This window comes from Mycobacterium sp. TH-M82 (assembly GCF_057473605.1).
On sequence record NZ_JBYCKY010000905.1, the window covers coordinates 30,218 to 51,480 of the forward strand.

Annotated in this window: 25 protein-coding genes and 1 pseudogene; 19 read left to right on the top strand and 7 right to left on the bottom strand. The window is 63.8% G+C overall.

Going from position 1 to position 21,263, the window contains the following annotated elements; translation table 11 throughout:
* Nucleotides 1-54: 54 nt before the first annotated feature.
* Nucleotides 55-741, bottom strand: coding sequence for a hypothetical protein (locus tag AC2VON_RS26480; RefSeq protein ID WP_139813801.1), 687 nt, complete (start codon nucleotides 739-741; stop codon nucleotides 55-57).
* Nucleotides 742-766: 25 nt separating this feature from the next.
* Here AC2VON_RS26480 and AC2VON_RS26485 point away from each other — a divergent pair, with 25 nt between their 5' ends.
* The 7 genes from AC2VON_RS26485 to AC2VON_RS26515 all read left to right on the top strand — a co-directional run bounded on the left by AC2VON_RS26485 (nucleotide 767) and on the right by AC2VON_RS26515 (nucleotide 5,632).
* Nucleotides 767-1,078, top strand: coding sequence for a hypothetical protein (locus tag AC2VON_RS26485; RefSeq protein WP_139813802.1), 312 nt, complete (start codon nucleotides 767-769; stop codon nucleotides 1,076-1,078).
* Between the two features lie 362 nt (nucleotides 1,079-1,440).
* Nucleotides 1,441-1,746 (top strand): hypothetical protein, encoded by a 306-nt coding sequence (locus AC2VON_RS26490; protein WP_036473583.1) that lies wholly within the window; start codon nucleotides 1,441-1,443, stop codon nucleotides 1,744-1,746.
* A gap of 114 nt (nucleotides 1,747-1,860) precedes the next feature.
* Entirely contained in the window at nucleotides 1,861-2,859 is a 999-nt protein-coding gene (locus tag AC2VON_RS26495; RefSeq protein ID WP_036473585.1) for a hypothetical protein, read from the top strand.
* A 371-nt stretch (nucleotides 2,860-3,230) separates the two neighbouring features.
* Nucleotides 3,231-3,569, top strand: coding sequence for a DUF732 domain-containing protein (locus AC2VON_RS26500; RefSeq protein WP_064942984.1), 339 nt, complete (start codon nucleotides 3,231-3,233; stop codon nucleotides 3,567-3,569).
* A gap of 49 nt (nucleotides 3,570-3,618) precedes the next feature.
* Entirely contained in the window at nucleotides 3,619-3,918 is a 300-nt protein-coding gene (locus tag AC2VON_RS26505; protein WP_139813803.1) for a hypothetical protein, read from the top strand.
* Nucleotides 3,919-4,019: 101 nt separating this feature from the next.
* Entirely contained in the window at nucleotides 4,020-4,268 is a 249-nt protein-coding gene (locus tag AC2VON_RS26510) for a hypothetical protein (RefSeq protein ID WP_196771085.1), read from the top strand.
* Between the two features lie 263 nt (nucleotides 4,269-4,531).
* Nucleotides 4,532-5,632, top strand: coding sequence for a hypothetical protein (locus AC2VON_RS26515; protein WP_139813804.1), 1,101 nt, complete (start codon nucleotides 4,532-4,534; stop codon nucleotides 5,630-5,632).
* Nucleotides 5,633-5,642: 10 nt separating this feature from the next.
* Here the strand turns inward: AC2VON_RS26515 and AC2VON_RS26520 are convergent, their stop codons facing one another.
* The 4 genes from AC2VON_RS26520 to AC2VON_RS26535 are packed head-to-tail and all read right to left on the bottom strand — an operon-like array spanning nucleotide 5,643 to nucleotide 8,405.
* A complete protein-coding gene (locus AC2VON_RS26520) occupies nucleotides 5,643-6,362 on the bottom strand; it encodes a hypothetical protein (RefSeq protein ID WP_036473593.1) in 720 nt (239 codons plus the stop codon).
* 9 nt (nucleotides 6,363-6,371) lie between these two features.
* Nucleotides 6,372-7,238 carry an RAMP superfamily CRISPR-associated protein gene (locus AC2VON_RS26525; protein WP_036473596.1) on the bottom strand — a complete coding sequence of 289 codons (867 nt, stop codon included), beginning with the start codon at nucleotides 7,236-7,238 and terminating at the stop codon, nucleotides 6,372-6,374.
* Nucleotides 7,235-7,702, bottom strand: coding sequence for a hypothetical protein (locus AC2VON_RS26530; protein WP_036473597.1), 468 nt, complete (start codon nucleotides 7,700-7,702; stop codon nucleotides 7,235-7,237). Before AC2VON_RS26530 ends, AC2VON_RS26525 begins: the two co-directional genes overlap by 4 nt.
* 55 nt (nucleotides 7,703-7,757) lie before the next feature.
* Nucleotides 7,758-8,405 carry a hypothetical protein gene (locus AC2VON_RS26535; RefSeq protein WP_036473599.1) on the bottom strand — a complete coding sequence of 216 codons (648 nt, stop codon included), beginning with the start codon at nucleotides 8,403-8,405 and terminating at the stop codon, nucleotides 7,758-7,760.
* A gap of 223 nt (nucleotides 8,406-8,628) precedes the next feature.
* On the opposite strand from AC2VON_RS26535, the gene AC2VON_RS26540 reads away from it, so the two are divergent.
* The 8 genes from AC2VON_RS26540 to istB all read left to right on the top strand — a co-directional run bounded on the left by AC2VON_RS26540 (nucleotide 8,629) and on the right by istB (nucleotide 15,965).
* Nucleotides 8,629-9,516 carry a hypothetical protein gene (locus AC2VON_RS26540; protein WP_036473601.1) on the top strand — a complete coding sequence of 296 codons (888 nt, stop codon included), beginning with the start codon at nucleotides 8,629-8,631 and terminating at the stop codon, nucleotides 9,514-9,516.
* Nucleotides 9,516-9,935 carry a hypothetical protein gene (locus tag AC2VON_RS26545; protein ID WP_036473603.1) on the top strand — a complete coding sequence of 140 codons (420 nt, stop codon included), beginning with the start codon at nucleotides 9,516-9,518 and terminating at the stop codon, nucleotides 9,933-9,935. Before AC2VON_RS26540 ends, AC2VON_RS26545 begins: the two co-directional genes overlap by 1 nt.
* Nucleotides 9,932-10,771 carry a phosphoadenosine phosphosulfate reductase domain-containing protein gene (locus AC2VON_RS26550; protein WP_036473605.1) on the top strand — a complete coding sequence of 280 codons (840 nt, stop codon included), beginning with the start codon at nucleotides 9,932-9,934 and terminating at the stop codon, nucleotides 10,769-10,771. Before AC2VON_RS26545 ends, AC2VON_RS26550 begins: the two co-directional genes overlap by 4 nt.
* A 383-nt stretch (nucleotides 10,772-11,154) precedes the next feature.
* Nucleotides 11,155-11,784, top strand: coding sequence for a TetR/AcrR family transcriptional regulator (locus AC2VON_RS26555; RefSeq protein WP_036473607.1), 630 nt, complete (start codon nucleotides 11,155-11,157; stop codon nucleotides 11,782-11,784).
* The gene (locus tag AC2VON_RS26560; RefSeq protein WP_036473608.1) at nucleotides 11,781-13,025 is read left to right on the top strand and encodes a glycosyltransferase; all 1,245 of its coding nucleotides are present in this window, start codon (nucleotides 11,781-11,783) and stop codon (nucleotides 13,023-13,025) included. The genes AC2VON_RS26555 and AC2VON_RS26560 overlap by 4 nt, the downstream gene beginning before the upstream one ends.
* A gap of 11 nt (nucleotides 13,026-13,036) precedes the next feature.
* Nucleotides 13,037-13,303, top strand: coding sequence for a F0F1 ATP synthase subunit C (locus AC2VON_RS26565; RefSeq protein WP_036473610.1), 267 nt, complete (start codon nucleotides 13,037-13,039; stop codon nucleotides 13,301-13,303).
* Nucleotides 13,304-13,563: 260 nt separating this feature from the next.
* Entirely contained in the window at nucleotides 13,564-15,195 is a 1,632-nt protein-coding gene (gene istA, locus AC2VON_RS26570) for an IS21 family transposase (RefSeq protein WP_486955449.1), read from the top strand.
* Nucleotides 15,196-15,200: 5 nt separating this feature from the next.
* Nucleotides 15,201-15,965, top strand: a complete 765-nt coding sequence (gene istB, locus AC2VON_RS26575) for an IS21-like element helper ATPase IstB (RefSeq protein WP_486955450.1) — start codon at nucleotides 15,201-15,203, stop codon at nucleotides 15,963-15,965.
* Nucleotides 15,966-16,209: 244 nt separating this feature from the next.
* Here the strand turns inward: istB and AC2VON_RS26580 are convergent, their stop codons facing one another.
* Nucleotides 16,210-17,337, bottom strand: coding sequence for a hypothetical protein (locus AC2VON_RS26580; RefSeq protein ID WP_064942985.1), 1,128 nt, complete (start codon nucleotides 17,335-17,337; stop codon nucleotides 16,210-16,212).
* Between the two features lie 389 nt (nucleotides 17,338-17,726).
* On the opposite strand from AC2VON_RS26580, the gene AC2VON_RS26585 reads away from it, so the two are divergent.
* The gene (locus tag AC2VON_RS26585; protein ID WP_486955451.1) at nucleotides 17,727-18,821 is read left to right on the top strand and encodes an AcrVA2 family anti-CRISPR protein; all 1,095 of its coding nucleotides are present in this window, start codon (nucleotides 17,727-17,729) and stop codon (nucleotides 18,819-18,821) included.
* A 134-nt stretch (nucleotides 18,822-18,955) separates the two neighbouring features.
* Here the strand turns inward: AC2VON_RS26585 and AC2VON_RS26590 are convergent.
* A pseudogene (locus AC2VON_RS26590) lies at nucleotides 18,956-19,092 on the bottom strand (hypothetical protein).
* A 212-nt stretch (nucleotides 19,093-19,304) separates the two neighbouring features.
* Between AC2VON_RS26590 and AC2VON_RS26595 the strand changes: the two are divergent.
* The 3 genes from AC2VON_RS26595 to AC2VON_RS26605 all read left to right on the top strand — a co-directional run bounded on the left by AC2VON_RS26595 (nucleotide 19,305) and on the right by AC2VON_RS26605 (nucleotide 20,952).
* Nucleotides 19,305-20,153 (top strand): hypothetical protein, encoded by an 849-nt coding sequence (locus AC2VON_RS26595; protein ID WP_064942988.1) that lies wholly within the window; start codon nucleotides 19,305-19,307, stop codon nucleotides 20,151-20,153.
* Between the two features lie 170 nt (nucleotides 20,154-20,323).
* Nucleotides 20,324-20,590 (top strand): hypothetical protein, encoded by a 267-nt coding sequence (locus tag AC2VON_RS26600; RefSeq protein WP_081285083.1) that lies wholly within the window; start codon nucleotides 20,324-20,326, stop codon nucleotides 20,588-20,590.
* On the top strand, nucleotides 20,587-20,952 hold the full coding sequence (locus AC2VON_RS26605) for a hypothetical protein (RefSeq protein WP_036473620.1): 366 nt from the start codon (nucleotides 20,587-20,589) through the stop codon (nucleotides 20,950-20,952). Before AC2VON_RS26600 ends, AC2VON_RS26605 begins: the two co-directional genes overlap by 4 nt.
* Nucleotides 20,953-21,263 lie beyond the last annotated feature (311 nt).

The following is a 21,263-nucleotide window of genomic DNA, read 5'->3' on the forward strand; positions in this document are numbered from 1 at the left end:
AAGCACCTTGCCTGCCTTGCCTTTACATCCCGATGTGAGTAACTGTGCGTTACCCTAGACTGCTTTGCAGCCCGTCGAGATGAGGCTGGTGCCCTGGGCGGTGACGTCGTACAGGTAGTGGTCAGCCACCACATATGTTGGAAGCGCTTCAACATAGGCGCGGCCATACACCGCGGTGAGCACCGCGAAGTCTTCCATCACCGGATTGCCGCTACGCCGACCCAATCGGTCTAATTCGTCGTCGACGGCGCTCATCGCCGGCCGGATGCCGTCATTGAGGGCCCTCTGTTGCGGGCTCCACTGGCTCGCGGGGATGTCCTCATCCGTGTCATGCCACGCCGCGGCGGCGTCATTGAAGTGAGCAAACACCGAGGTGAAGTCCGCGCATATCGAGTTGCTGGCGCGAAGGAATCGCTGCGGGTTGGCCGGATCGTCCGTGTGCGGTGACGCGTTCGTCGGTGGGGCCGCCGCGGTGACCAGCGGTCCGCGCAGTGCGGCCGCCCCGTGGCGAATCGCATCGCAGATGGCAAAAATCGCGTTGCCAGCCGAATAGGTAACACGCAACAGCAGATCATCAGGTGAGGTGTACTGCGGGATTCGGTCTGCGTAAGCGCGCCAGTAGGCGATCAGCTGCTCGTAGAGTTCCCGAACCACCCGGTGCGGGGTTTGCCTGGCCAGCATCCCAGTCTTATCGGCGGCCTCACGTATTGCCGTGCCGGCGGCCCGATATTGGGCGCTCAACTGCGCACTCCAGGCAGATGCCGGGATGGATTTGTCTCTGTCGTGCCAGCCAGAGGCTTTCTCGCTGGCCGCCAAGGGATGGGCAACGCTACTCCACCCCCCGCAGGTGGGTTCTTCGGTGATGACGCTGATCGGTGCGGAGTCTCTAGCACTAGCCAGGCCTGGACGCGGCGGCGAGGAATGCCTGACAACGACGATGGTCACCATGACCGAGACGGCGATAGCTACCGCAAATGCCGCCGCCCCCACGAGCATCCACTCCTGTTTGCCGCTCTTCGGTCGCCGGCCGGCGGGTGAAGACCACGGCAGCGGCGAAGCCTCCGGCGACCCCCAGTGATCATCCGGCCGCGGCACCCTCATGTGAACTTTCCTCGAACTGGAGAACCTTCGTTATGCCCGCAAGGCTCGATGAGGTGGTGCCGTCCACGCCGCTGCTGGTCCCTGCAGCAGGTCCGGCGCTCTTGGTACATCCCGTCGCGGCTATGCCAGCGGCGACAACGCTGACAATCACCGCGCCGGGATAACGACGTGAAGACATGGCCAAAGCCTACGGTGAGCGGCGCTGCGTCGAGATGGAAAACCGACGGCGGTAGCGGTGCAACCAACGATGTTCACCACGATATTCACGAAAAGTGTGGTCGAGAGTTCGGATGTCAGTTGAGATGGTCTCGAGAACGGACCGCGAAAGGAGGTGAACAGATGAAGAAAACGCTTCCTCTCGTGATGATGCTCTGTGGGCTCGTGTCGGGAGTCCTCGCAAGCCCTGCGGCGGCGGACATGAATAGCTACATGAACTGCATCCTGTTGAGTAGACAGCACTTGAACCCGGAACCACCTCAGGCAAAGCAGCTTGTCTACAACACGATCGGACAAGAAGTCTCCCGGAACATTCGCAACAACGGGAGTTCCTCGATGGCGGAGATCTCGCGTCTCGAAGGCAACGGGATTGACCCACAGCTCGCACAGATGATCGTCCAGTGTGCCAGCGTGAACGGGCCGATGTGATGTCATGTCGCGCAAGTTGCAAATGCTGGATCGGCCTGGTTCTTCCCAAGGGCCGCCTCCCTTCTGGGACACTTAGAACCTGTGTGGGCTCGAATCGTTGTTGCGCCTTGGTGGGTGAGCTGGCTGGCGAACGCCGCGTTCGGCGCGATCACGCTTGGCGCAGTCGCGGCGTTGCTGTACCCGAACTTTTTCGCCGTCACCGGATGGTTGTGGGGACCGCTCACCGTGGCGGGGTTCGCTCTACTGATATCCGCGTGCCTGGCTTTCGTCCAGCGCCCGTTCCGCCGGGCTTATTCTGCAGCCCTCACTGGACTTAGCCGCCAGCAGCTGCCCCAAATCAACAGGGCATTGCGCCGCGGAGAGATCCCTTCTGAACCGCGCGTGCTGGTGGCTGCCGTCAAGGTGGGCACTTTGCGGCTGGCGCACACGCGTAGGGCCCTGCGCGGGTCGAGGGCATTGATATGGCTGACGCCGGCCTTCCTCATCCTCGCCGGAGTTTTGTCCTTCCTAGCCAACGATATTCGGCGCGGAGTGTTCTTTGTCGGGTTCGCGCTGTACTTCGCGGCCTACTACGCATGGCTCGGGTACCGCAAGGATCAGCTGACCACGCACGTGGAGTCGTTGCGCGCAAGCGCAGAAGCTGACGACGCGGCGGTGGACGTCGACTATGCTGCGCCGCCGCGGCGACTAAGGATGTCGATCCCGCTGTTTATCGTGGCTGGAATCGCCACTGTGACAATCGCATACCTATCGGATCGCCCCAACCCGGACTGCCGGACCGTCGACTCGGTCGCCAACTTCAACTTCAAAACCAATAGCGTGCTCACAGCGCGGCTGACAGCGACCGACGTGGATCTGGCCAGCTACCGAGATTGGTCCAACCAGCTGCAAACCTACGCACGACAAGCATCCACCCCCGACATTGCTCGCCGCCTTCACCGGATCGCCGACCTATCCGTGCAGGCAGTGGCGCGGCGACAAGCTATCAACAACGACGAAATAGCCGGGCGCCCAAGCGATGCCATCCACAGCGACCAATCCGCATATCTGAGCACGATCAGCGAGCTGCTCGACGAACAGCAAGCCCTCATCTCAACCTGCCACCGTTCCTGACCCCGGCTCCCTCGCAAATTCATCGTGATGGCCGGCCCCGGTCTCAACCCGATTCTCACAGCGGCTATCACTGCACCGCTTGAGACTTCTGGAAGTGCTGGAGGAGAACTCTCTCAACGATTTCCGTGCCGAAACTCGGCCGATGGGATGCGGGCCTTCCACTGTGGCTTTCCCGCCTGCGGACACGTCTGGTTGCCAGGCGGTCCTCCGAGGGAGGCCTCGCGTCCACCTCAAACCGCCGGAAGCCAGTCCGGCTCGATGAAAACTGGCCACTTCGACAAAAGAACGATCGGCGATTTCGCTCCGCAGGCCTGTCGCCAGGGGTACCTTTTTCTGGCCAGGCGACCGGTGGCCCGATAGAAGGTGGAACGATGATAGCCGTGCGGTGGACGTCGACCCCGCTTGTCACCGCGGTTGCCGCGTTGCTGGCGCTGGCGCCGCTGGCGAAGGCGGATCCTCTCACCGCCTATGATGTGCAGTTCATCAACGCGCTAGCCGAGGTTCAGTGGCACACGTCGAGCCCGACGACCACCGTCCGGTTGGGGCATGACGTATGTAACGGGATATCGATGCAGGGATTGACCCCCCGGCAATCGGCCAACAGTGGGAGTTGGTGGGTGGTCCCTCCGGGCAGCGCCGGCGCGTTCGCGTTCGTCAAGACAGCGATCAGGTTCTATTGCCCGCAATACCTTTCAGCAGTCGACTGGTAACGGGCCGTGGGTGGGGTTAGGCCCTCGCGAAGACGATAGGAAGGTCAGGATGACGAGGGACAGAAAGCTTTTGGTAATCGCCATCGCCGCTGTCGTCGCCGTGGTTGTCCTGGTGTGGGGTGTTTCCACCCATGGTTTCAAGGACATGCGTTCATACAACTTGGGGCATAACGCAGGACTTCAGGACAAGAACTCACGCTACCCAGCCGGATGCGTCACGATGCTGCTGCTGGCCCTAGAGAGCAGTGATGCGGCAGGTCTCGACCAAGACGACTTCAACTCTGGTTGCAAGGACTCTGGAGACTGGTCAGGCATTAAGGGAGCCCCTGATCAGCCCAAACTCGGCTGAGTTACTCTCTGCCTGCCATCATGGCAAGGTGATGGGTGCTACGGATTATGGCCTTCTGATCGCCATCGGCCAGGCACTGCCCTGACGTGAGGATGGCACGATTGACCGACATGGAGGAAGACCTGCCTACCGTCAGCGTGCGTTTGTGGCGTGCCGACGCGATCGTCTTGTTCGACTGGTTGGCCCATACTGATCTGAACACGGTGCCGATCACGCATCCGGCGCAAAAGCAGGCGCTGGCTGATCTTTTGACCCGGTTCGAATGGGCGGCCGATGCGGATGTGACCGCGGCGACTGCTGACGAGGTCGCGGCGGCCCAAGCAGAAGTGTCGCGCGACATGGGCTGGTGAGGGAACAGAATCCGTTCGTGGCGGTGCTGACGAGCCTGCTGTCAAGATTGACCAACAGAGTCAAACCGGCGGCAACCGGAGCGGCACCAGAATTCGCGAACAACGGACGTCACGACTGCCCGCCAAAGCCATCGGGTCTTGTACGCGGCTGCCAACGCGGGCGCGTACATCTCCACGTGAAGCGCTCGCTGTGGGTCCAATCATCAGTACGAAGACGAACTCGACGCTCAGTGCGCGCATGGCTTCGTAGGTACCGTGGTCGAGTGTCTGACGAAGAAATGGCCGCATCGGAGCACGGCGTGCATCTGGAATGGTGGTACGACCTGGACCGGCCTTTTCTAGCCGAAGTGGACTTGCTTGCCGCCAGGTCAAGCTACTCGACGTCGTTCGTTACAGAGGACGGCGTCTTCGCCGCGACTGTACGTCTGCCACGGACGCCCGACGCTGAAACCGGGCTTGCGGATTATTTGGCGCCTCCGCGCGATTGGGCGGCAGCGCTACCCACGCCCGATGAAGAATGGGGAATCCACTACAAGGACCATACGCTGGGCTTCAAAGGTGTTGTCATCAAACGTCTTGCCTTCAGCATTCAGGCTGGGCCGGAGGTCGTGGAGCCCGCCATACGTTCGGAGTGGGGGCAGGACCTTCTAGCGTTGGAGATTCTCAACACGATTGATACCTGGTGGGAGAATGTCAGGACATGGCTCGAGATTGCAACTAACCAACGCCTCGCACAAGTCGGCCACGAGGCCAGCGATTGGTTAAACCCGAATACGCGGACGTCGATATGGACGGTCGACGAAAGCGGGGAAAGGAAGCCGTTGAGGGCCGGCGGCACTGTTGTTCAGGGCCCTGAGCGAGTCCTCGGTGTGACCGCAACGATTCTGCAGGATTGCTTGGCGCTCGCACACATTGAGCCGCCACTGGCATGGACTCTGTTGCGGGACGCGCGCGCTCTGCAAAACGCCGATCAGTACCGCCGCTCGGTCATCGATGCAGCCACTGCAGCAGAGCTGGCTGCGACCAAGCTGGTTGACGATCTGCTAGTGGGAACCGAGTCGGGGGAGCGAGCAAGGCTCCTCCGCGACCGAAGCCATCAGGGACTTGGAGGGAAGGCAGTACTGCTGAGGGAATTGGGGCAGGGCCCTTCGGAGGGTTTCAAAACTGATCTAGTGGCCAGGCGAAATGACGCTGTGCACGAAGGGATAGATCTGAAATATCTCGAGTGGCAGGCGGCGTTTCGTGCGGCGTTAGCCCTTGTCGAGCAAGGCTTTCCACTGCCCACGGCGCCGGGTTCAAGCGGGCCGCTAACGTGTTATTGGTCTCAGGCCGTAGAAGCGCAGAATGTCCATTCGTGGCCGTGATGCGAGCCTGCTAGCGGGCTGGTTGGTAGGCGTTGGCGCGGCTCGCAGGGTGCAGGTACGGGGGCCGGACGGCGGCGGTACCCAGCTGTCCTGTCTGGACACCGGGGGTGTGGGTGAGGCAGCGCACCGGCGTTGTGCGGCCGAGTACGCCGGGCTCGTGTTCGTGGCCGGCGGCCCAGCGTGAGATATCGGGGGTTTCGGTGACTTCCCATCGTGTGACGAGGCCTTCTCCGACCCCGCGGTGCTTGCCGATCGAAAAGAGGTCGGTGAGCAGCTCACGGATGAGGTCGGCGTCGCCGACGGCGCGCCAGGTCAAGGTCGCGGCGGGATGCGCCATGACAGGGACGATGCGCTTTTGATAGCGGCCCTGGGCGTCGGAAACTGCTTGGCTTCCAATGACGGGGGTCAGCTGCTGAAGCCGGCCCCGATTCGTGCGTGAGGTGCGCCAGCGCATGTCGGGGTCGGTGACGTGATGGGGGTGGAGGTCGGCGAAGGTGGCCATCCAGTGCCAGTCGGCGTCAGAGGTGGGATTGCCGCATTTGGCGAGGGGAAGGTCCAGTGTCTCAGGGTCTTTGGTGTGCTGATAGGTGAACTCTTCGCCCGCTGTGCGGGCGGCCCACTTACGGCGGTGCCACAGTACTGAGGCGAGTAATCCATCCAAGGCCACGCCCCAGGGGCGGGACAGCACGACACCGTGTGGTGTGGTGGCGGTGATCTGCAGAGCAATCATGTGTGTGTGTCAACTCAGTTGCGATAGCGTGGTGATCGCCTCGTCGCGGTGAGCGGTTAGGTCCGCTGCCCAGTCGATGTTGTCGCTGGGCAGATTTCCGCGAAGCGTGGTCGCGGTGACGGTGGCGGTGACCTGTCCGTGGCCGGCGGCGATGCGGCCGCCGAGGTGTCCTCGGGTGGCGAATTCGTCCAGGACGGAAAGCAGAAATGCTGCTTGGATGGGGGTGGCGTTGGTGAGTCGAACCCAGGTCTGAAGTCGGGTTCCGGCCGGCAGCGTCTCCACCCCGAATCGTCCGAGCGGACTGCTGTTTTCATCCGAGTCCGTGCTGGGAGGCCAGGCGGTGGTGGTGCGGTGATCGGACAGGTGGCTAAACGATTCTTCTGCGACGCCAAGCACGGCAGACAAGGCTTTGGATCGCGGTGGGCGGGGCAGGATGTGGGAGAGTTCGGCGATCTCGGGCAGCACCTTGCCGACGTCCAGTAGCCCCGACATGATGCGGCCCGACGCCGCCCCGCCGAATACCGCGACCTGGGGCAGTAGAGCCTTGAGGCGGCGTTCTTGCTCGTCAGTAAGGGGCCGCGCGGATTTGGCCAGCCGGCCGCCGTTGGTGAGTAGGTGTGCTGCCGGGATGGGCAGGGCGGTGTCTTCGTAGTTGAGCACGGCGGCGGTCAGTGACTCTCCGATGCGGCGCAAGATGCCGCGGAAGCCGCTGCCCGACACGATCGGGACAAGTATCACTTCACCGGTAGGGGTGATGATTTTTTCTCGGCGGAACAAGGCGAAATTGTCGGTGCCGATGGCGCTGTAGTCCTCGCGGTGCACGATCGAGGATCGGGCCAAGACGTCGATGTCGAAGTGAACGCTGATCAAGCTCACCCGCGGGCCGCTTTCCGTTGTTCGGCAACAGCTTCGGCGATGATGCGCACTCGCAGCAGCAGTGCCGGCAGACTGTCACGTAGCACGGCGATGACGGGTAGCGACGGTTGGCGTAGCAGCATGGCTAGCTCGAGGCGTCGATCCCGCTGCCGGGGCGCGCAGACCTCGAGCTGTATGGACACATCAGACCACCAGCGATCCAGGGTGTCGGCGCGGTAGGCGGCACGGCGAACTCGACCGGGCAGCAGCTCGTCCCAGTAGGTTTTGCGGTATCGCGGGTCGGCGAGCCAGCTTCTCTCCCAGTCGATGCTGTAGTGCAGTAGCAGCAGCAGCCGTTCAGCGGTGTCGGCGGGACTGGGCCGGGCGGCTTCTTTCGTTTCGGCGTCCGGGGCGGGTTCGTCGAAGGGGGGCAGTTCGGGAACCAGGGCACGCCACGCCTGGGTGGGAGTGGGAGCTGCCGTCATGGGTGAAGCGTAAATGGCCCGGCAGTCACCGGGTGGTGATCGCTCGGCGCGCGGGTTAGGGCTGAGGCGTCGGCATGGTGGTGAGGGCGCGAGCTGCTGCCCACAGTGGCGGGACGGTGCGCCATATCTGCAGTGCTGTCCAGGCAGCCAGGATGCGCCCCCAATGGCTGGACGGCTGAGCGCGCAGTAACCGCGAGGGAGGCGCCGGATGGCTCAGCTGGGTCCAGGTTGCGCCCACGGTGGTGCGCAGCCAGATCAGGTCGGTCAGCCGGGTCGCCGCAGCGGCATCCCAGGGCACGACGAGACCATCGGTGGCGAGATGTCCCCATTGGGCGGTCGGCAGGATGTGGCGGCGTCGAGCGGTCGGAAGGATCGCGGCTTGAGAGGTCGGCAAGGCGCCGCCAGCGAGCGCGTCAGCCAATGCGGCACCGGTGGAGTACTCCGTCACGGTCGTCGCAGTGACCAGTAAAGCCAGTTGTGTGGTGGGAGGGGTGCTGTAGGCCCAGGCGCATGGCACACAGAGCCGGCGGGATCCGAATGGCCAGGCGTCGAAACCGGTGAACTTCTCAGAAATGATGCGCGAGCTCAGCACGGTCGGCCCCTCTTCGCCGCAGCGCCCGCAGCGGCCATCTACCGGCGACGGCGCGTCCACGGCGGGTCGACCGGCGGCAACCCATGCCGCGGCGGCGGGATCGGAAAGCATGCTGGCGCCACGATACGGCCGGATCGGTTGGTATCGTGAGCGACACGAAACGCACACAGGGGTCGGGTGAGGGTTTCACCTGAGGCGGCTCCGGAAGGCTGATTATCAGTCCATCCGGGGCCGCCTCCCTCTTTTCGGTCTGGCGCGCGCAGCAATCCCGCTTGGTGTCCAGGTTGGCCCATACACTGCCCTTGATCGTCGAGCTAGGGAAGTTTGAGACCGCGTGGGTGCCAAGACCGCCAGACCGAACCGGGAACAACCCGTCGTCGTCGATGTCGAAGGTGGCCCGATCTCCGCGCGCGACGTGAAGGCCGCCCGCGAGGTGGCCGAGGATGCGATGACAGAGCGTGGCTTCCAGCGCCTGGCCAACCAGATCACCGACGAACTGCGCGACGCGGACACCTCACTGACCCGGGCGGCTCGCGACCGTGATCGCGCCACGCCTCGAGATAGGAGCCATATCGAGTCCGGGCGCCTGCGCGGCGAACTGCCGCCCCGCGAGGAGTTCCGGGAAAGGCTGAGCGGTCGCCAGCGCAAGATCCGCTCGGCGGTCAAGAACCAGGTGATGGCCGCCGCGCCGGCGTCGCAGCACGCCGCGATCGCGAGCATGCTGACCAGCGAAGACCCCACTGAGTGGCGGCGCATCAACGAGAAGCTGCACCGCTCGGCGGGTGACGTCCAACAACTGGCGGACACTGATCGGGCGAAGGTGCAGCGCCTCGACAGGGCGATCCAGGCGTATGAACGCCTCAACGACCGCACCCACCGCGTCTACGTTGCGGTGAAGCTGCCCGATAACCGTGGCGACATCACCAAGCCCTCCGACCTGCCGGCTAACCTGCGGCCCGGTGCGAGCATCGCGTTCGACCAGTTCACCCTCACTCGACACAACTTGCATGAGACGCCGGGCCACGACAGCTCCCGGCATGTGGTGTTCGAGGTTGTGACGAGCCGTGGGATGTATTTGGGTCGCTCCGACAGCGTGGAAGACACCACCCATATCCTCCCGAGAGGAATGCAGTTCGACGTAGCGTCCGCCGAACACGTCGCCTATGCAACCCGATCCGGAGGCTTCAACGAACGCGTCGTCTTGCAACTGAGGGAGCGGTGATGACCCCCACCGAATGGATCGTGCACCCCAACCGATCCGACATTGGATCCGACGAGCCCGGCCGCAACGGTCATTACCGCTCGCTCACCCGCCCGCGGAAGCCGGCCATCGAACCGTGCCTGGCCCGAGTAAGGCTGCCGCGCAGACTATCCGACGTCGCCGACGCTGATGGCACCATTACCTTCGGCGGCAACGACTGGTGGTTCGTCGTCGGCGCGGCCCGCACCTTCGTCCGCACCCACATCGACTCAAACGTGCCGCCGCCGTTTGGATTCAAGCGCAACGGACAGTGGTGGTGGTGGGACGACACCACCAGCGTGGAATCGATTCTCGAAGGCCCAGAGGGCATCGACTACGTCCGCGAATACCTCGCTCGGCTGTTCCCGAGGTGCACCGTCACCGTCAGCGACGCACGATGACCACGACGCCGGCCGGACTAGACCTGCACACGTTACGCGGCATCGCCGCCCGCCGGCGCGGGGCCCAGGGCCACCAGCATCTGCTCGACCGCATCGCCGAACACCTCGACGAGAACGACGGGTTCGTATCTTGGAGTGGCGGCAAGGATTCCACCGTCGTAGTCGACCTCGCTCGGCAGGTCGACCCGCACATCCCAGTGGTGTTCTTCGACAGCGGGCTGCAGTTCCCTGAGACGCTGCGTTATCTGGAGGACCTGGCGCAGGAATGGCAGCTGAACTACCACGTGATCACCGCTGACCCAGATTTGCTGACGGTGCTGATCGCCGGCGGTGGTTTCGACCATCACGCAGTCGATCGTCGGTTGCGCGGACAGCTCGCCGACATCATGATCACCGGGCCCGCGGCCGAGGCGCACCGCCGCTACGGCCGCGGATCGCTGTGGGGAGTGCGCGCTGAGGAGTCCCACGGCCGACGGATGCTGTACCGGCGCGGTCTGGGCGCCGAAACGCGGGCTCGACAGCACAGTTCGCAGTCAGATGTACGCGCGCAAGTCGGCGGAGTGGTGCGCCGAGCGGACGGCACCATTACCTATGGCCCGATCTGGGACTGGCAACGCTCGCATGTCTTCGAGTACCTGGCCGGCCGCGACATCGAGCCCAACCCGCTCTACCGCAAGCTCGCCGAACTCGGAGTCCCCGAACAGCAAATCCGCGTCGACTCGATCATCGACGCCTCCAAGCTGTCCAACGGACACATCGCCTGGCTGCAAAAAGGCTGGCCAGATCTATATGACCGGCTCAGTCGTGCTCTACCGCGGCTGACTGAATGGACGTGAAAGCCGCTGTCGGACTGCGCTATTGGCGGCGGCGCCTCCTCCTCCTCCTCCTCCTCCTCCTCTCCTCGTGGCAGTGCCAATTCATCTGAAATGTCCCCAAAAGGCATATGGGACATAAGGTAAGAGGCACAGCGGTTGTTATCTACTCGCGTTGGCGCGATTGCCGGCCGCTGGCCCTGTGTGCCGATCTCAGCGTCGTTTGTTCGTGAATCCTGACGTCGGCGCCCGTTTTCCCGGTCGAGTATTTGCGAATGTGGGCGTCGCGAATTCCGTGAGATGGCGGCCGGTTGGCGCACCGCTCTGCGGCATGCACGTAAAGGCCGAGGAACCGCGTACGTGGGCGCACGCTTTCGCGCGCTGATCGCTTGATCTAATATCAGAGTATGCGATCAGATCTGCAGAAGCCGGCGACCTTCACCCAGTCGGCGCGACGGGCGCAGATTGTGGCCGCCGCGATCGAGGTGATCGCCGAAATCGGGTGGGCTCAGGCGTCGATCCGCAAGATCGCTGATCGGGTTGGGGTGGCGATGAGCGCGGTGCTGTATCACTTCGGCACCAAGGACAACTTGGTCGACGCGATCGTCGAGGAGATGTATCGCACGGCGCTGTCGTTCGTCGGACCGGCCGTCGATGCGCAGTCAACCGCGGCGAACAAGCTCGCCGCCTACATCACAAGCAGCGTCGCGTACTTCGATACCCACCGTTCGCACCTGGCGGCCCTCACGCAGCTCGGTACGAGCTACCAGCCGGCAGACGGGCGCCGTTTCGAGGAACTCGAAGTGACGGCTGAGCTACAACAGGAACTGGCTGTCTTGGACCCGACGACGATCTTGACGGCGGGGCAACAGGATGGACAATTCGGCGATTTCCCGATCACGTCGATGGCGGTCGCCCTCCGGGGCGCGGTCAATGCCGCGGTGGAGAATATCTTGCGCGATCCCGCCTTCGACGCCCGTGCGTACGGTGAAGACCTGGTCGCCATCTTCGGTCGTGCCGTGGCGGTGAACCGATGAGCCGGATTGTCATCATCGCCGTGGGTAGCCGCGGCGATGTCGCTCCCCTCACCGGGGTGGGCGTGGCGCTACAGCAGGCCGGACACGAGGTCGCCATAGCCGCCTACACCCCCTTCGCGGACATGATTTCCGGCTGCGGTTTGGGGTTTCGCGAGCTGCCGGCCGATTTGCAGCCTGCCGCCGATGGCGCCGAGGTATCACCCGTCAAAGGTTTGGCAGCATTCGCCTCGCCTAGAGGCATGCGCGCCCTGGGCAACGACATCCTCTCGGCCGTCGCCGACGAACCCGCAGACATCCTGCTGCTATCACCGTTCGCCGAAATGGTTGGACACCCGCTCGCCGAAGCGAAAGCTATTCCCTCTCTTGGGCTCCGGTTGCAGCCACTGTCAGCGACCGCGCAGTACCCGCCGTCGATTGTGGGTTCCTGGTCGGCCGGGTCGTGCGGAAATCGGGTTGCCGCCAACGCAGGCGCCTGGTTACTGGACTCCCTATACGGCGGCGTGGTCGCGCAATTCCGCCGCCAGCTCGGGCTGTCGCGCACCTCCGCCCGTCGGCTGCGTCAACAACGCACCACTGCGCAATGGCCTGTCCTGCACGGGTATTCACCGAGGGTGGCGCCCCGGCCTACGGACTGGCGCCCGGGATTGGAAGTCACTGGTTACTGGTGGCCGGCGAGCGCCGGCATCTGGGAACCGCCTGCTGACCTCGCCGAGTTCCTCGCTGCCGGTCCACCGCCGGTGTTTGTCGGGCTCGGCAGCATGATGACCACCTCGGCGCGAGCCGAGCAGCTATCGGACACGATCCGCCGAGCGGCCCAACTGGCCGACGTCCGGGTCATCGTGCAAGCTGGCTGGACCAATCTACATGTCGCCGAGGACCATATGTTGACCATCGGCGACACCCCACACGACTGGCTGTTTCCTCGGGTTGCCGCCGTGGCGCACCACTGCGGGGCGGGAACCACCGCGGCAGGTATTCGCACCGGAGTGCCCACCATCGCCTTACCCGCCTATGGTGATGGCCCGTTCTGGGCCAGGCGCATCACCGAACTCGGGATCTGCGCGGCCACCATCAACCAGCGCAAACTCACCTCGCAACGCCTTGCCGAGGCAATGCGCATCGCCGTCAACGATCCGCTGCTGAGGGATAACGCCCGCCAAATCAGCGTGCTGATAAGCGCTGAAGACGGTGCTGCACAAGTTGTTTCATCAGTTAGTTCCCTGATCCAACAATTCACGTAGAGGAGTAACCGATGGCCGCGGACCCCGAACTCGTCCACGCAATCATCACCGCAGGAGCCCTTGCCGGTGGAGGCTTGATGATGGCCGGAGGCGCGATCGGCGCCGGCATCGGTGACGGCATGGCCGGCGCTCAACTAGTCGCCGGCGTGGCCCGCCAACCCGAGGCCCAACAACGAATGTTCGCGCCCTTCCTCATCACTGTGGGCCTGGTCGAAGCTGTCTTCTTCATCAACCTCGCCTTCATGGCGTTGTTTGTCTTCGCCACACCCGGCAAGTAATACGTCGTTGGCAGGATCGCGGCTTTACCGACTCACGACTCTGCGCAGCCATCGTCGGCCGATTCATATTCGGCCGCAACATCTTCGATGACCGGAACTGTCGACCGCCATGGTGATGGGACCACTTTGACCAGGGTTTAGCCAGCTTCATTGGACCACCCGTTTGCCAGTTATGGGACCACCGGCGTGTCGTCGCGGGGGGTCGCTCGATTACTGGGTCGGATCGCTTCATGTCGATCGATGTGAAGGAGGTCCGCTGAATGTATCGGGAGGTTTCGGTGATCGAGGTACGCGAGCTGTTGCGGGTGTGGATGTCGGGGGCCGGCTTGCGCCGGGTTGCTGCGTTGGCAGGGGTCGATCGCAAGACCGCACGCGACTATACGAACGCCGCGGAGTTGGCGGGGTTGGTCCGTGACGGCGATCTGGAGCAGCTTACCGATGAGCTGATCGGGGCGGTGATCGAGGCGGTGCGGCCAGGCCGGCCAGATGGCCACGGTGCGATGTGGGAGTTGTTGCGCGCCAACCACGATCAGATCGTCAAGTGGGTGGAAAAGGGGCTGACGGTGGTCAAGATCGGTGACCTGTTGGCACGTCAAGGCATTATGGTTCCGCAGCGGACCCTGCACCGGTACTGCACGCAGTGCACCGCCTACCGGGGTCGTGGGTCCGCTGGCACGGTGCCGGTTGCCGACGGTGAGCCCGGTGTGGAGTGCCAGATCGACTTCGGTCAGATGGGCAAGGTCTTCGATCCCGAATCTGGGCGCAACCGGGTGGTGCACGCGTTGATCTTCACTGCGGTGTACTCGCGGCACATGTTCGTGTGGCTGACGTTGCGCCAGACCCTGGAGGCGATCATCGCCGGCTGCGAGGCGGCCTGGCGATTCTACGGAGGTGTCTTCAAAGTGCTGATCCCAGACAACATGACACCGATTGTGCCCAAGGCGGATTCGACCGATCCGCAGTTCAGTGTGGGGTGGACGGAGTACTCGCAAGCCCGCGGATTTTTCACCGACCCGGCCAGGGTGGCACACCCGTGCGACAAACCGCGAGTGGAACGCATGGTCCAGTACGTGCGGGGCAACTTCTTCGCTGGTGAGGACTTCGCCGACCTGGCCGACGCCCAGGCCCGAGCCCAGGTGTGGTGTGCCGATAAGGCCGGGCAGCGTATCCATGGCACTACCTGCCAGCGCCCTGCTGTGGTGTTCGCCGAATGTGAGGCTGCGCTGCTGCTGCCCGCCCCGACCGTGGTCTACCAGGTGCCGATCTACGCGCAAGCCAAGGTGCACCGTGACTACCACATCCAAGTCGATCGAGCCTTGTACTCGATTCCCGAACACTTTCGCGGGCAAACCGTTTCGGTTCGCGCCGATGGTGAGTTGGTCAAGGCGTTTTTCCGCGGCAAGCTGATCAAAACCCATCCCCGCCAGCCCGCCGGCGGGCGCTCCACCGACCCGGCTGATCTGCCCGCCGACAAGACCGGCTACGCCATGCGGGACCTGACCCGGCTGATCACCACCGCCGCCGGCTACGGGGCTGATATCGGCATCTACGCCGAACGCCTGCTCGACCACCAGCTGCCGTGGACCCGGATGCGCCAGGTCTACCGACTGTTGGGGCTGGTCAAACGCTACGGCGCGACACCAGTGGACACCGCCTGCGGGCGTGCCCTGGAACTCGACGTGGTCTCGGTATCCAAGATCGCCGCCATGCTGCAAAAAGCCACCGAGAACACCCCAGCCGAGGCGGCGCGGGCGGCCACTGGGCTGGCACCGGCCCGGTTTGCCCGCGATCCGGGTGAATACCGCCCCCACGGCCGGCAGCGGCCCGACTGGCTCAGCATCATCGACGGCGGCGCAGCCCCCACCAGCAGCGACGAAACCCAGGGGCGGTGATCACCATGGCAACCAAACCCATTGTCAGCGATCCGATCTCGACTGACCTGAAGAATGTGATGCGCCAACTCAAGCTCGGGCGGATGCTCGACACCCTGCCCGAGCGGCTCACCTTGGCCCACCAGCAGCACCTATCCCACGCGGCGTTTTTGGAGCTGATCCTCGCCGATGAGGCCAGCCGCCGCGACAACAGCTCAGCGGCCCGCCGCGCCCGCGACGCCGGCCTGGACACCGCAATGCGGCTGGATTCCTGGGACGACACCGCCGCGGTGCGCTACGACCGCACCCTGTGGACCGACCTGACCAGCCTGCGCTTCCTCGACGGCCCTCACGGGGCTTTGCTGCTGGGACCGGTCGGGGTGGGCAAAACACATCTGGCGACGACACTGGGTCACATCGCCGTGCGCCGCCGCATCCCCACACTGATGCTGCGTGCCGATGCAATGTTCAAGCGGCTCAAAGCATCCCGACTCGACAACAGCACCGAAGCCGAGATGCGCCGCCTGGCCCAAATCCGGCTGCTGATCATCGACGATTTCGCCCTGCAGCCGATGGACGCCACCGCGACCGCCGATTTCTACGAGCTCGTCGTGGCCCGCCACCAACGGGCCTCGACCCTGCTGACCTCCAACCGCAGCCCCGATGAATGGCTGGCCGTCATGACCGACCCCCTGCTGGCCCAATCGGCTGTCGACAGAATCACCTCGACAGCACACGAACTCATCATCGAAGGACAGTCCTACCGACGCCGCCAGAAACCCGGCAGTTGACACCAGCCCGACGACCACCGATCATCCCCAATGAGCCAAACAGGTGGTCCATAGATACTGGCCAAGCGGTGGTCCCATTATCGTGGCAAATGACAGGAACCGACTCTTACCGCCTCGGCCACCACGACACGCCCATCTCACAATGGCGTCAATATTGACCAACAGAATCAGAGTGGCGGCAACCCGAGCGGCACCAGATTTCGCCAACAACCGACGTCACGATTGCCCGCCAAAGCCAGGCCGCCTACGGCGTTGGCAGATCGGTAAGCCAGTCGACCAAATCTGCCGGGCGGCGAGGAAGGAAAGGCTGGAAGACGTTCAGCTCGCGGCTGGTAACCACCTGGTTGCGCGCGGCCTTGTCGATGAATACCGCGTCGCAGTAGGGCACTGCGATCGCCAGCGCATCGATGTCCTGCATGTCGTTCGTCGTCCATTCATGGCGACTATCGCTGTGGTATCGCTCCTTCACCGAAGCGGCCACGCGGGTTGAGGGCATCCCGTCGATGAAATTCCGTACTTTGGCGAGGCATTCGGGTGTCGGGGGATCCTGTATCCCGAGGATCTGGGACAGTGACAGCCCGGTGGCTCTCTGTGCGCGGTCGACCAGGTGTCCGAGCTCGGCGTAAAGCTCATTGGCGTTGACCACGTCGCGCAACTTGGACTGCCGAAGCGCTGGATCCGCATCCAGCTTGCCGACGAGGTCGTTCTCCCGCTCGGCCCGCTTCTTGAGCATGTCGCGCCAGCCGTCCAAGCTGTACCCGGCTTGGAGTAAGGCAGGATCCTCGTGGTCGTCGGGTCCGGTGACCAGTTGGCGCATCGCCCATCGATTCAGACTTGCCATCGGATCAGCGCCTGTCTGTATTCCCATGTCCTGACAGAGCTTCTCAGCCCACCACGATGCTTCCTCCGCGGTGGTTCCCTCGAAGACGATGCCGCCCTTCTGCCCGAAGGCATGCAGCATGTGCGTTCCCACAAGCGGGATGTGCCCTTGAGAGGTGACCGTCATGGTCGGCAGATCGTTGAGCGCGGCCTCGAACTCGAGCTCCATGATCTGGGGGCGTCCCAGGAAGAAGTTGAAGTCGGACAACTCCTCCATCACTGCTACAACGTCCCGGCGCTGGGCGGCGCTGGCGATGTTGTAGATCTCCAGGATGTGCGTCGACGACAACGGGAACATCGCGCGGCCGTCGGCCAGAGCCTGCCGACAGACCGCGAACAGGTCGCGGTAGCCGGGTGGTGCGGTCCCGACCGCGACTTTCGCCAGGTTGATGCAGGCGAACGTGTCCAGGTACACGAGAGCTGGCGGCCTGGGTGGCAAGGCCAGGTCGCTGGGCCAGACGACGTCGGCCCGGACGCCGTAGGCAGTGGGCAACGACCCCCACCCCTCTCGCGCATGGTTGGACGTCGACAATGATCCCCCGTAGGGGAGGGATGCCGCAAACGCTTGATCGGCGCGACACGGCCGATTGCCTCCGCCGGAGCGCTAACGCTGTGTGGCCGAGCTCTATTGATGGTGCATTAGATCGCCGGTTTGCGCCGGCGTAGGAAGCATCCGATTCCTCCTAGCGCGGTTGTCAGGACGATGGCGTCGGCCCCGAGGGTTAACAGGGCGAGGAGTCCTTTGGCGATGTCGACGGGGAAACGACACACCTCTCTCCCGCCTGCTGATCACCTTTGAGGGCGCCGGGTTCGCTCGTGCGGCGTTGACCATGTGCGTGTTCTCGCGTTGTCCGGCTCGGCGTGCGGGAGGATGGGGGTGTGGTGAAGAAGAAAGGTCGCGATCTGCGGACCAAGCGGCACATCAAGGTTGATGATGCGGCCGCGGTGATCGCCGCGTTCCAGTGGTGGGCGAACCGACCACCAGCACGCAACCCCGCCACGCAGTGGGCTCAAGACGTGGCCGGGATGATCTTCGAGAAGTGGTCCGACAGTCCTGTGGTGTTGCGCGTCGACGACGAGTTCGCTGGCGCGTTGATCAACGCGAAGACCGATGTGGAGCTCGTCCCGGACTGGTTGACACGGTTCCCGTTCGATGCCGTCGCTTACAGCCTTGCCACCCCGCTGTCACTGCACGACGGGCGCCGCATGTGTCACTACCTCGGAATGGTCGTGGCCGGCACGGTCAGTCAGTACCGGAACTTGACAGGTTCGGGACCGACGCCTGCGGTGGGCAACATGAAGCTTCGAGGCGCCGACGGCCGCGGCGTATTAACGGGTTACACGAATATACCTGCAGCGCAGGGTGTTCGGTGCATGTGGGTGTATAAGGAGGAGGGCGACCCGACCCCGCAAGTCCAGAGCGTGACTTTCCCGCTCCGCGGCGACCTTGCAGCAGCGACGACGCTGGCCGATCTGGTCAGGGTGCAGATTCAAGGTGCGCACGAGGCTGGGAACTCCAATGGCGAGGAGTTGCCGGTCCTCATCCCGTTGTCGTTGTCGCTGTTGTTGTACTCCGCGGCGGGTGATCCCGAAATCGACTGGCCTCCCGCTGAGCAGATTTCTCGACCGCAGCAGATCCGCCGCGCCGAAATCGGCAATCTGGGATGGCGGACCGGCGCAGCGCTGCGACAGTACCGCCGGCAAGCGGGCGAGCGCACAGGAGATGTGGGCATTGCTGGATGGAGGCTCCCGCCTCATATCCGGATCGCCCATTGGCATCGAGTCCGCGTCGCCGAACGAGACGAGAGCGGCAACGTGACCGGAAACCGACTTGGCGCCGAAGGCATCGATTGGCACTACGAACTGCGCTGGTACCCACCGACGCCGGTGAATGCCGACGGTGGCATTGCCCCTGCAGTTCGAGATTTGAACTTAGGGCGATCTTGCTCGCCTATAAATGACGCGAATTTGAGATAAACCGTAGAGACAAGACTAATCGCATCGCCGCAGCTCAGGGGAGCGCGATAGGACACGAAAAGCGAGAACCTACAGGCGCCGCCGCGCGGGGGAAGTCCACTGGGTTGAGCACCGGTCGGTGTTGCGTTGTGGGTCTATTGCTGGTTCGTGCGGCGCTTGTCCGACCATGCCCGGTACCCCATCAACACGGCCAGGCCCCCGTACTGATCAAGCCCAGCCACGTGCCATGGATGGCGTTTACCACGAAGAGTGCCAGAAATAGCGCAGCCATCACTGCGAAGAAGACTGAGCTGTTCAGGCGGTTCCTCTTCACCCGCGTCCTCCTCTCCGTTGGCGTGCCTGGGTTGAGCATGCCAGTCATCATCCAGTCTGCAGTAGGCGCGAGGTGGATAACCGCCAGCGTCGCATGGCGTTGGTAGCATCGGCGTGGAAGGGCAGGCCAGCAAGGGGCCGGCCCGAGATCTCCGGAGGGGAGAAGGAATCATGAAAGTGGATTTGGCGGGTGTGTCGCCCGCCGCTGTCTGCATCCGGGAGGACGACATCGACGAGCCGCCGTACCTGTGGTCAGACTTGATCGCTCGTCGCAACGCGTTGAGTCTGCGCGTCGAGGACCTCGTGCCGGTGCTGCGTGTCGATCTGCGCAAATACCGTTCGCGGGAGACTGGTGCCTTGGAGGTCGGTCCGGAGCTCGTCGACGAGCTGATCGCGATGGAGGAGTTTGTCGCCGGCGAGGCCGCGCGCATTATCGCCGCGGCGCCGGCTGAAGGCACCGTGGTGCTGAGGGCTGTGGTCGACCAGGCCGAATTTGAAGACGCCCATCCCGACGCGCGCACTCTGCGGGATCTGGCGGCCTACCCGCTGTCGCTGCAGCATGTGGCCGTGGGGCGGGCCGCCGGGCAGTTGAGCCGGCACGGCCGCGTCGTTGAGGTGTACCGCGGTGAGCAGCGCGGTGACCTCACCGTGCGCCGGCTGGCGGCGGGCCTGCTCAAGGAGGAGACCGCTCGGTTACTCGGTGTGGATGCGAAGCGTTACGCCAAGTTCGAGCGCAGCACCGCGGCGCCGCCGGCAGGGCTGGTGGCTGAACTGCAGGCCGTTGACGACTTCATCGCTGCCAGCGCCGAGCAGCTCGAGGTGGCTGAGGTCGATGGCGTCAGTGTGGTGCTGATGTTTGACGACCAGGACGCGTTTGAGAGGACCTACCCGCAGGCCCGGACTAAGCGCGACGGCAGGGTCTATCCGCGCCGGGTGCATCGGGTGGCCGCCGCGCGCCGCGCTCACGAACTTGAGGCGGCCGGTGGCTCGGCCCGCATCGCCGTCGTCGACGCTCAGTGATCCCAGCGACCCCACCACCCACCCGGCACAGTGGTGGGGTAGTGGACGCTATAGCGCTGTGCTGCAACGGGTTCCGTAGCTAATTTTCTGTCGGTGCCGATTGATAGTGTTACTGGTGTACGGGCAAGCCGTTGGGGGCGGGCCCACCTCACCCGAAGGGGATTGTGAGAATGGTCGTCTATGTCGATGATGACGAGCCGGTCGCCGTCGAACAGCTAAGCCTGGATGAGGCGCAAATGATGTTGTCGCGCAGCGAAGCTGACTTGGTGCGTGCGTACAACTGGGCCCATGCGCAGTGCGTGCGTCAACAGATCGCAGAGCTTCGAGGGCAGATTGAGTGGCTTGAGTCGAAGGCGGTCGAGGCCGCATTGGAGGACGCCGCTGTGGAGCATGCCAGCGATTTGTGGGCCGACTACGACCGCGGGATTCTGGCATGAGCGCCGCTGCCGAGGATCACGCCCTGGTCGATGACGACGGTTACCCCACCGCGTGGGGGATTGCGGTGATGCGTGGTTTCTACGGCTCACCGCGGGCGCTGGTGGACCTGCTCGAGCAGGTGTGGTGGACCCCGGCGCTGATGACCGTTGACGAGTGGCTAGACGCTCAGTTGCGGACGGTCGTGCGGCTGTCGCTGGCGACGGGAGGATGGAGCAGCAACGAGCAGGTCATCGAGGCCCTCGACGGGTCGATGTTTCACCTGCGGTTCTGGCAGTCCAGCCATCGCGGCGGATTGCACGTCTACGAGGTGCCGAAGAGTGAGTGGGAGGTGGCGGACCAGCTCGGTGCGATTGCGACCTAGGTCGCCAGACTCGGCCAAGCTCGGGACGCTGGCTGAACTCCCCACCGCAGCCCCCGGGCCCCACGCCCCACCCGGCACGGGGTGTGGTGTGGGGCGTTATAGCGTTGTTGTGTGGTGGTTTTTTTGTTGTCGAGATGCATTTAAGATTGACAAGGTGGCCAGTGTTGTTTAACAACAGGTCGCGCAGGTATGCCGAGACGTAATTGCTCCGGGGGAGTGGCGATTTCGGCGGGCAGCTAGTTTGACACCGGTACGCGACACGCCGGGTATCTGTCAAAGTACCTCGGCGATTCTGGTCAATCTTCGCTGCA

Coding starts and splice junctions, on each gene's coding strand:
- AC2VON_RS26485 (WP_139813802.1), top strand. CDS start 767: ATGGATTTGTCTCTGTCGTGCCAGCCAGAGGCTTTCTCGCTGGCCGCC.
- AC2VON_RS26490 (WP_036473583.1), top strand. CDS start 1,441: ATGAAGAAAACGCTTCCTCTCGTGATGATGCTCTGTGGGCTCGTGTCG.
- AC2VON_RS26500 (WP_064942984.1), top strand. CDS start 3,231: ATGATAGCCGTGCGGTGGACGTCGACCCCGCTTGTCACCGCGGTTGCC.
- AC2VON_RS26505 (WP_139813803.1), top strand. CDS start 3,619: ATGACGAGGGACAGAAAGCTTTTGGTAATCGCCATCGCCGCTGTCGTC.
- AC2VON_RS26520 (WP_036473593.1), bottom strand. CDS start 6,362: ATGATTGCTCTGCAGATCACCGCCACCACACCACACGGTGTCGTGCTG.
- AC2VON_RS26530 (WP_036473597.1), bottom strand. CDS start 7,702: ATGACGGCAGCTCCCACTCCCACCCAGGCGTGGCGTGCCCTGGTTCCC.
- AC2VON_RS26535 (WP_036473599.1), bottom strand. CDS start 8,405: ATGCTTTCCGATCCCGCCGCCGCGGCATGGGTTGCCGCCGGTCGACCC.
- AC2VON_RS26545 (WP_036473603.1), top strand. CDS start 9,516: ATGACCCCCACCGAATGGATCGTGCACCCCAACCGATCCGACATTGGA.
- AC2VON_RS26550 (WP_036473605.1), top strand. CDS start 9,932: ATGACCACGACGCCGGCCGGACTAGACCTGCACACGTTACGCGGCATC.
- AC2VON_RS26555 (WP_036473607.1), top strand. CDS start 11,155: ATGCGATCAGATCTGCAGAAGCCGGCGACCTTCACCCAGTCGGCGCGA.
- AC2VON_RS26560 (WP_036473608.1), top strand. CDS start 11,781: ATGAGCCGGATTGTCATCATCGCCGTGGGTAGCCGCGGCGATGTCGCT.
- AC2VON_RS26565 (WP_036473610.1), top strand. CDS start 13,037: ATGGCCGCGGACCCCGAACTCGTCCACGCAATCATCACCGCAGGAGCC.
- istA (WP_486955449.1), top strand. CDS start 13,564: ATGTATCGGGAGGTTTCGGTGATCGAGGTACGCGAGCTGTTGCGGGTG.
- istB (WP_486955450.1), top strand. CDS start 15,201: ATGGCAACCAAACCCATTGTCAGCGATCCGATCTCGACTGACCTGAAG.
- AC2VON_RS26595 (WP_064942988.1), top strand. CDS start 19,305: ATGAAAGTGGATTTGGCGGGTGTGTCGCCCGCCGCTGTCTGCATCCGG.
- AC2VON_RS26600 (WP_081285083.1), top strand. CDS start 20,324: ATGGTCGTCTATGTCGATGATGACGAGCCGGTCGCCGTCGAACAGCTA.
- AC2VON_RS26605 (WP_036473620.1), top strand. CDS start 20,587: ATGAGCGCCGCTGCCGAGGATCACGCCCTGGTCGATGACGACGGTTAC.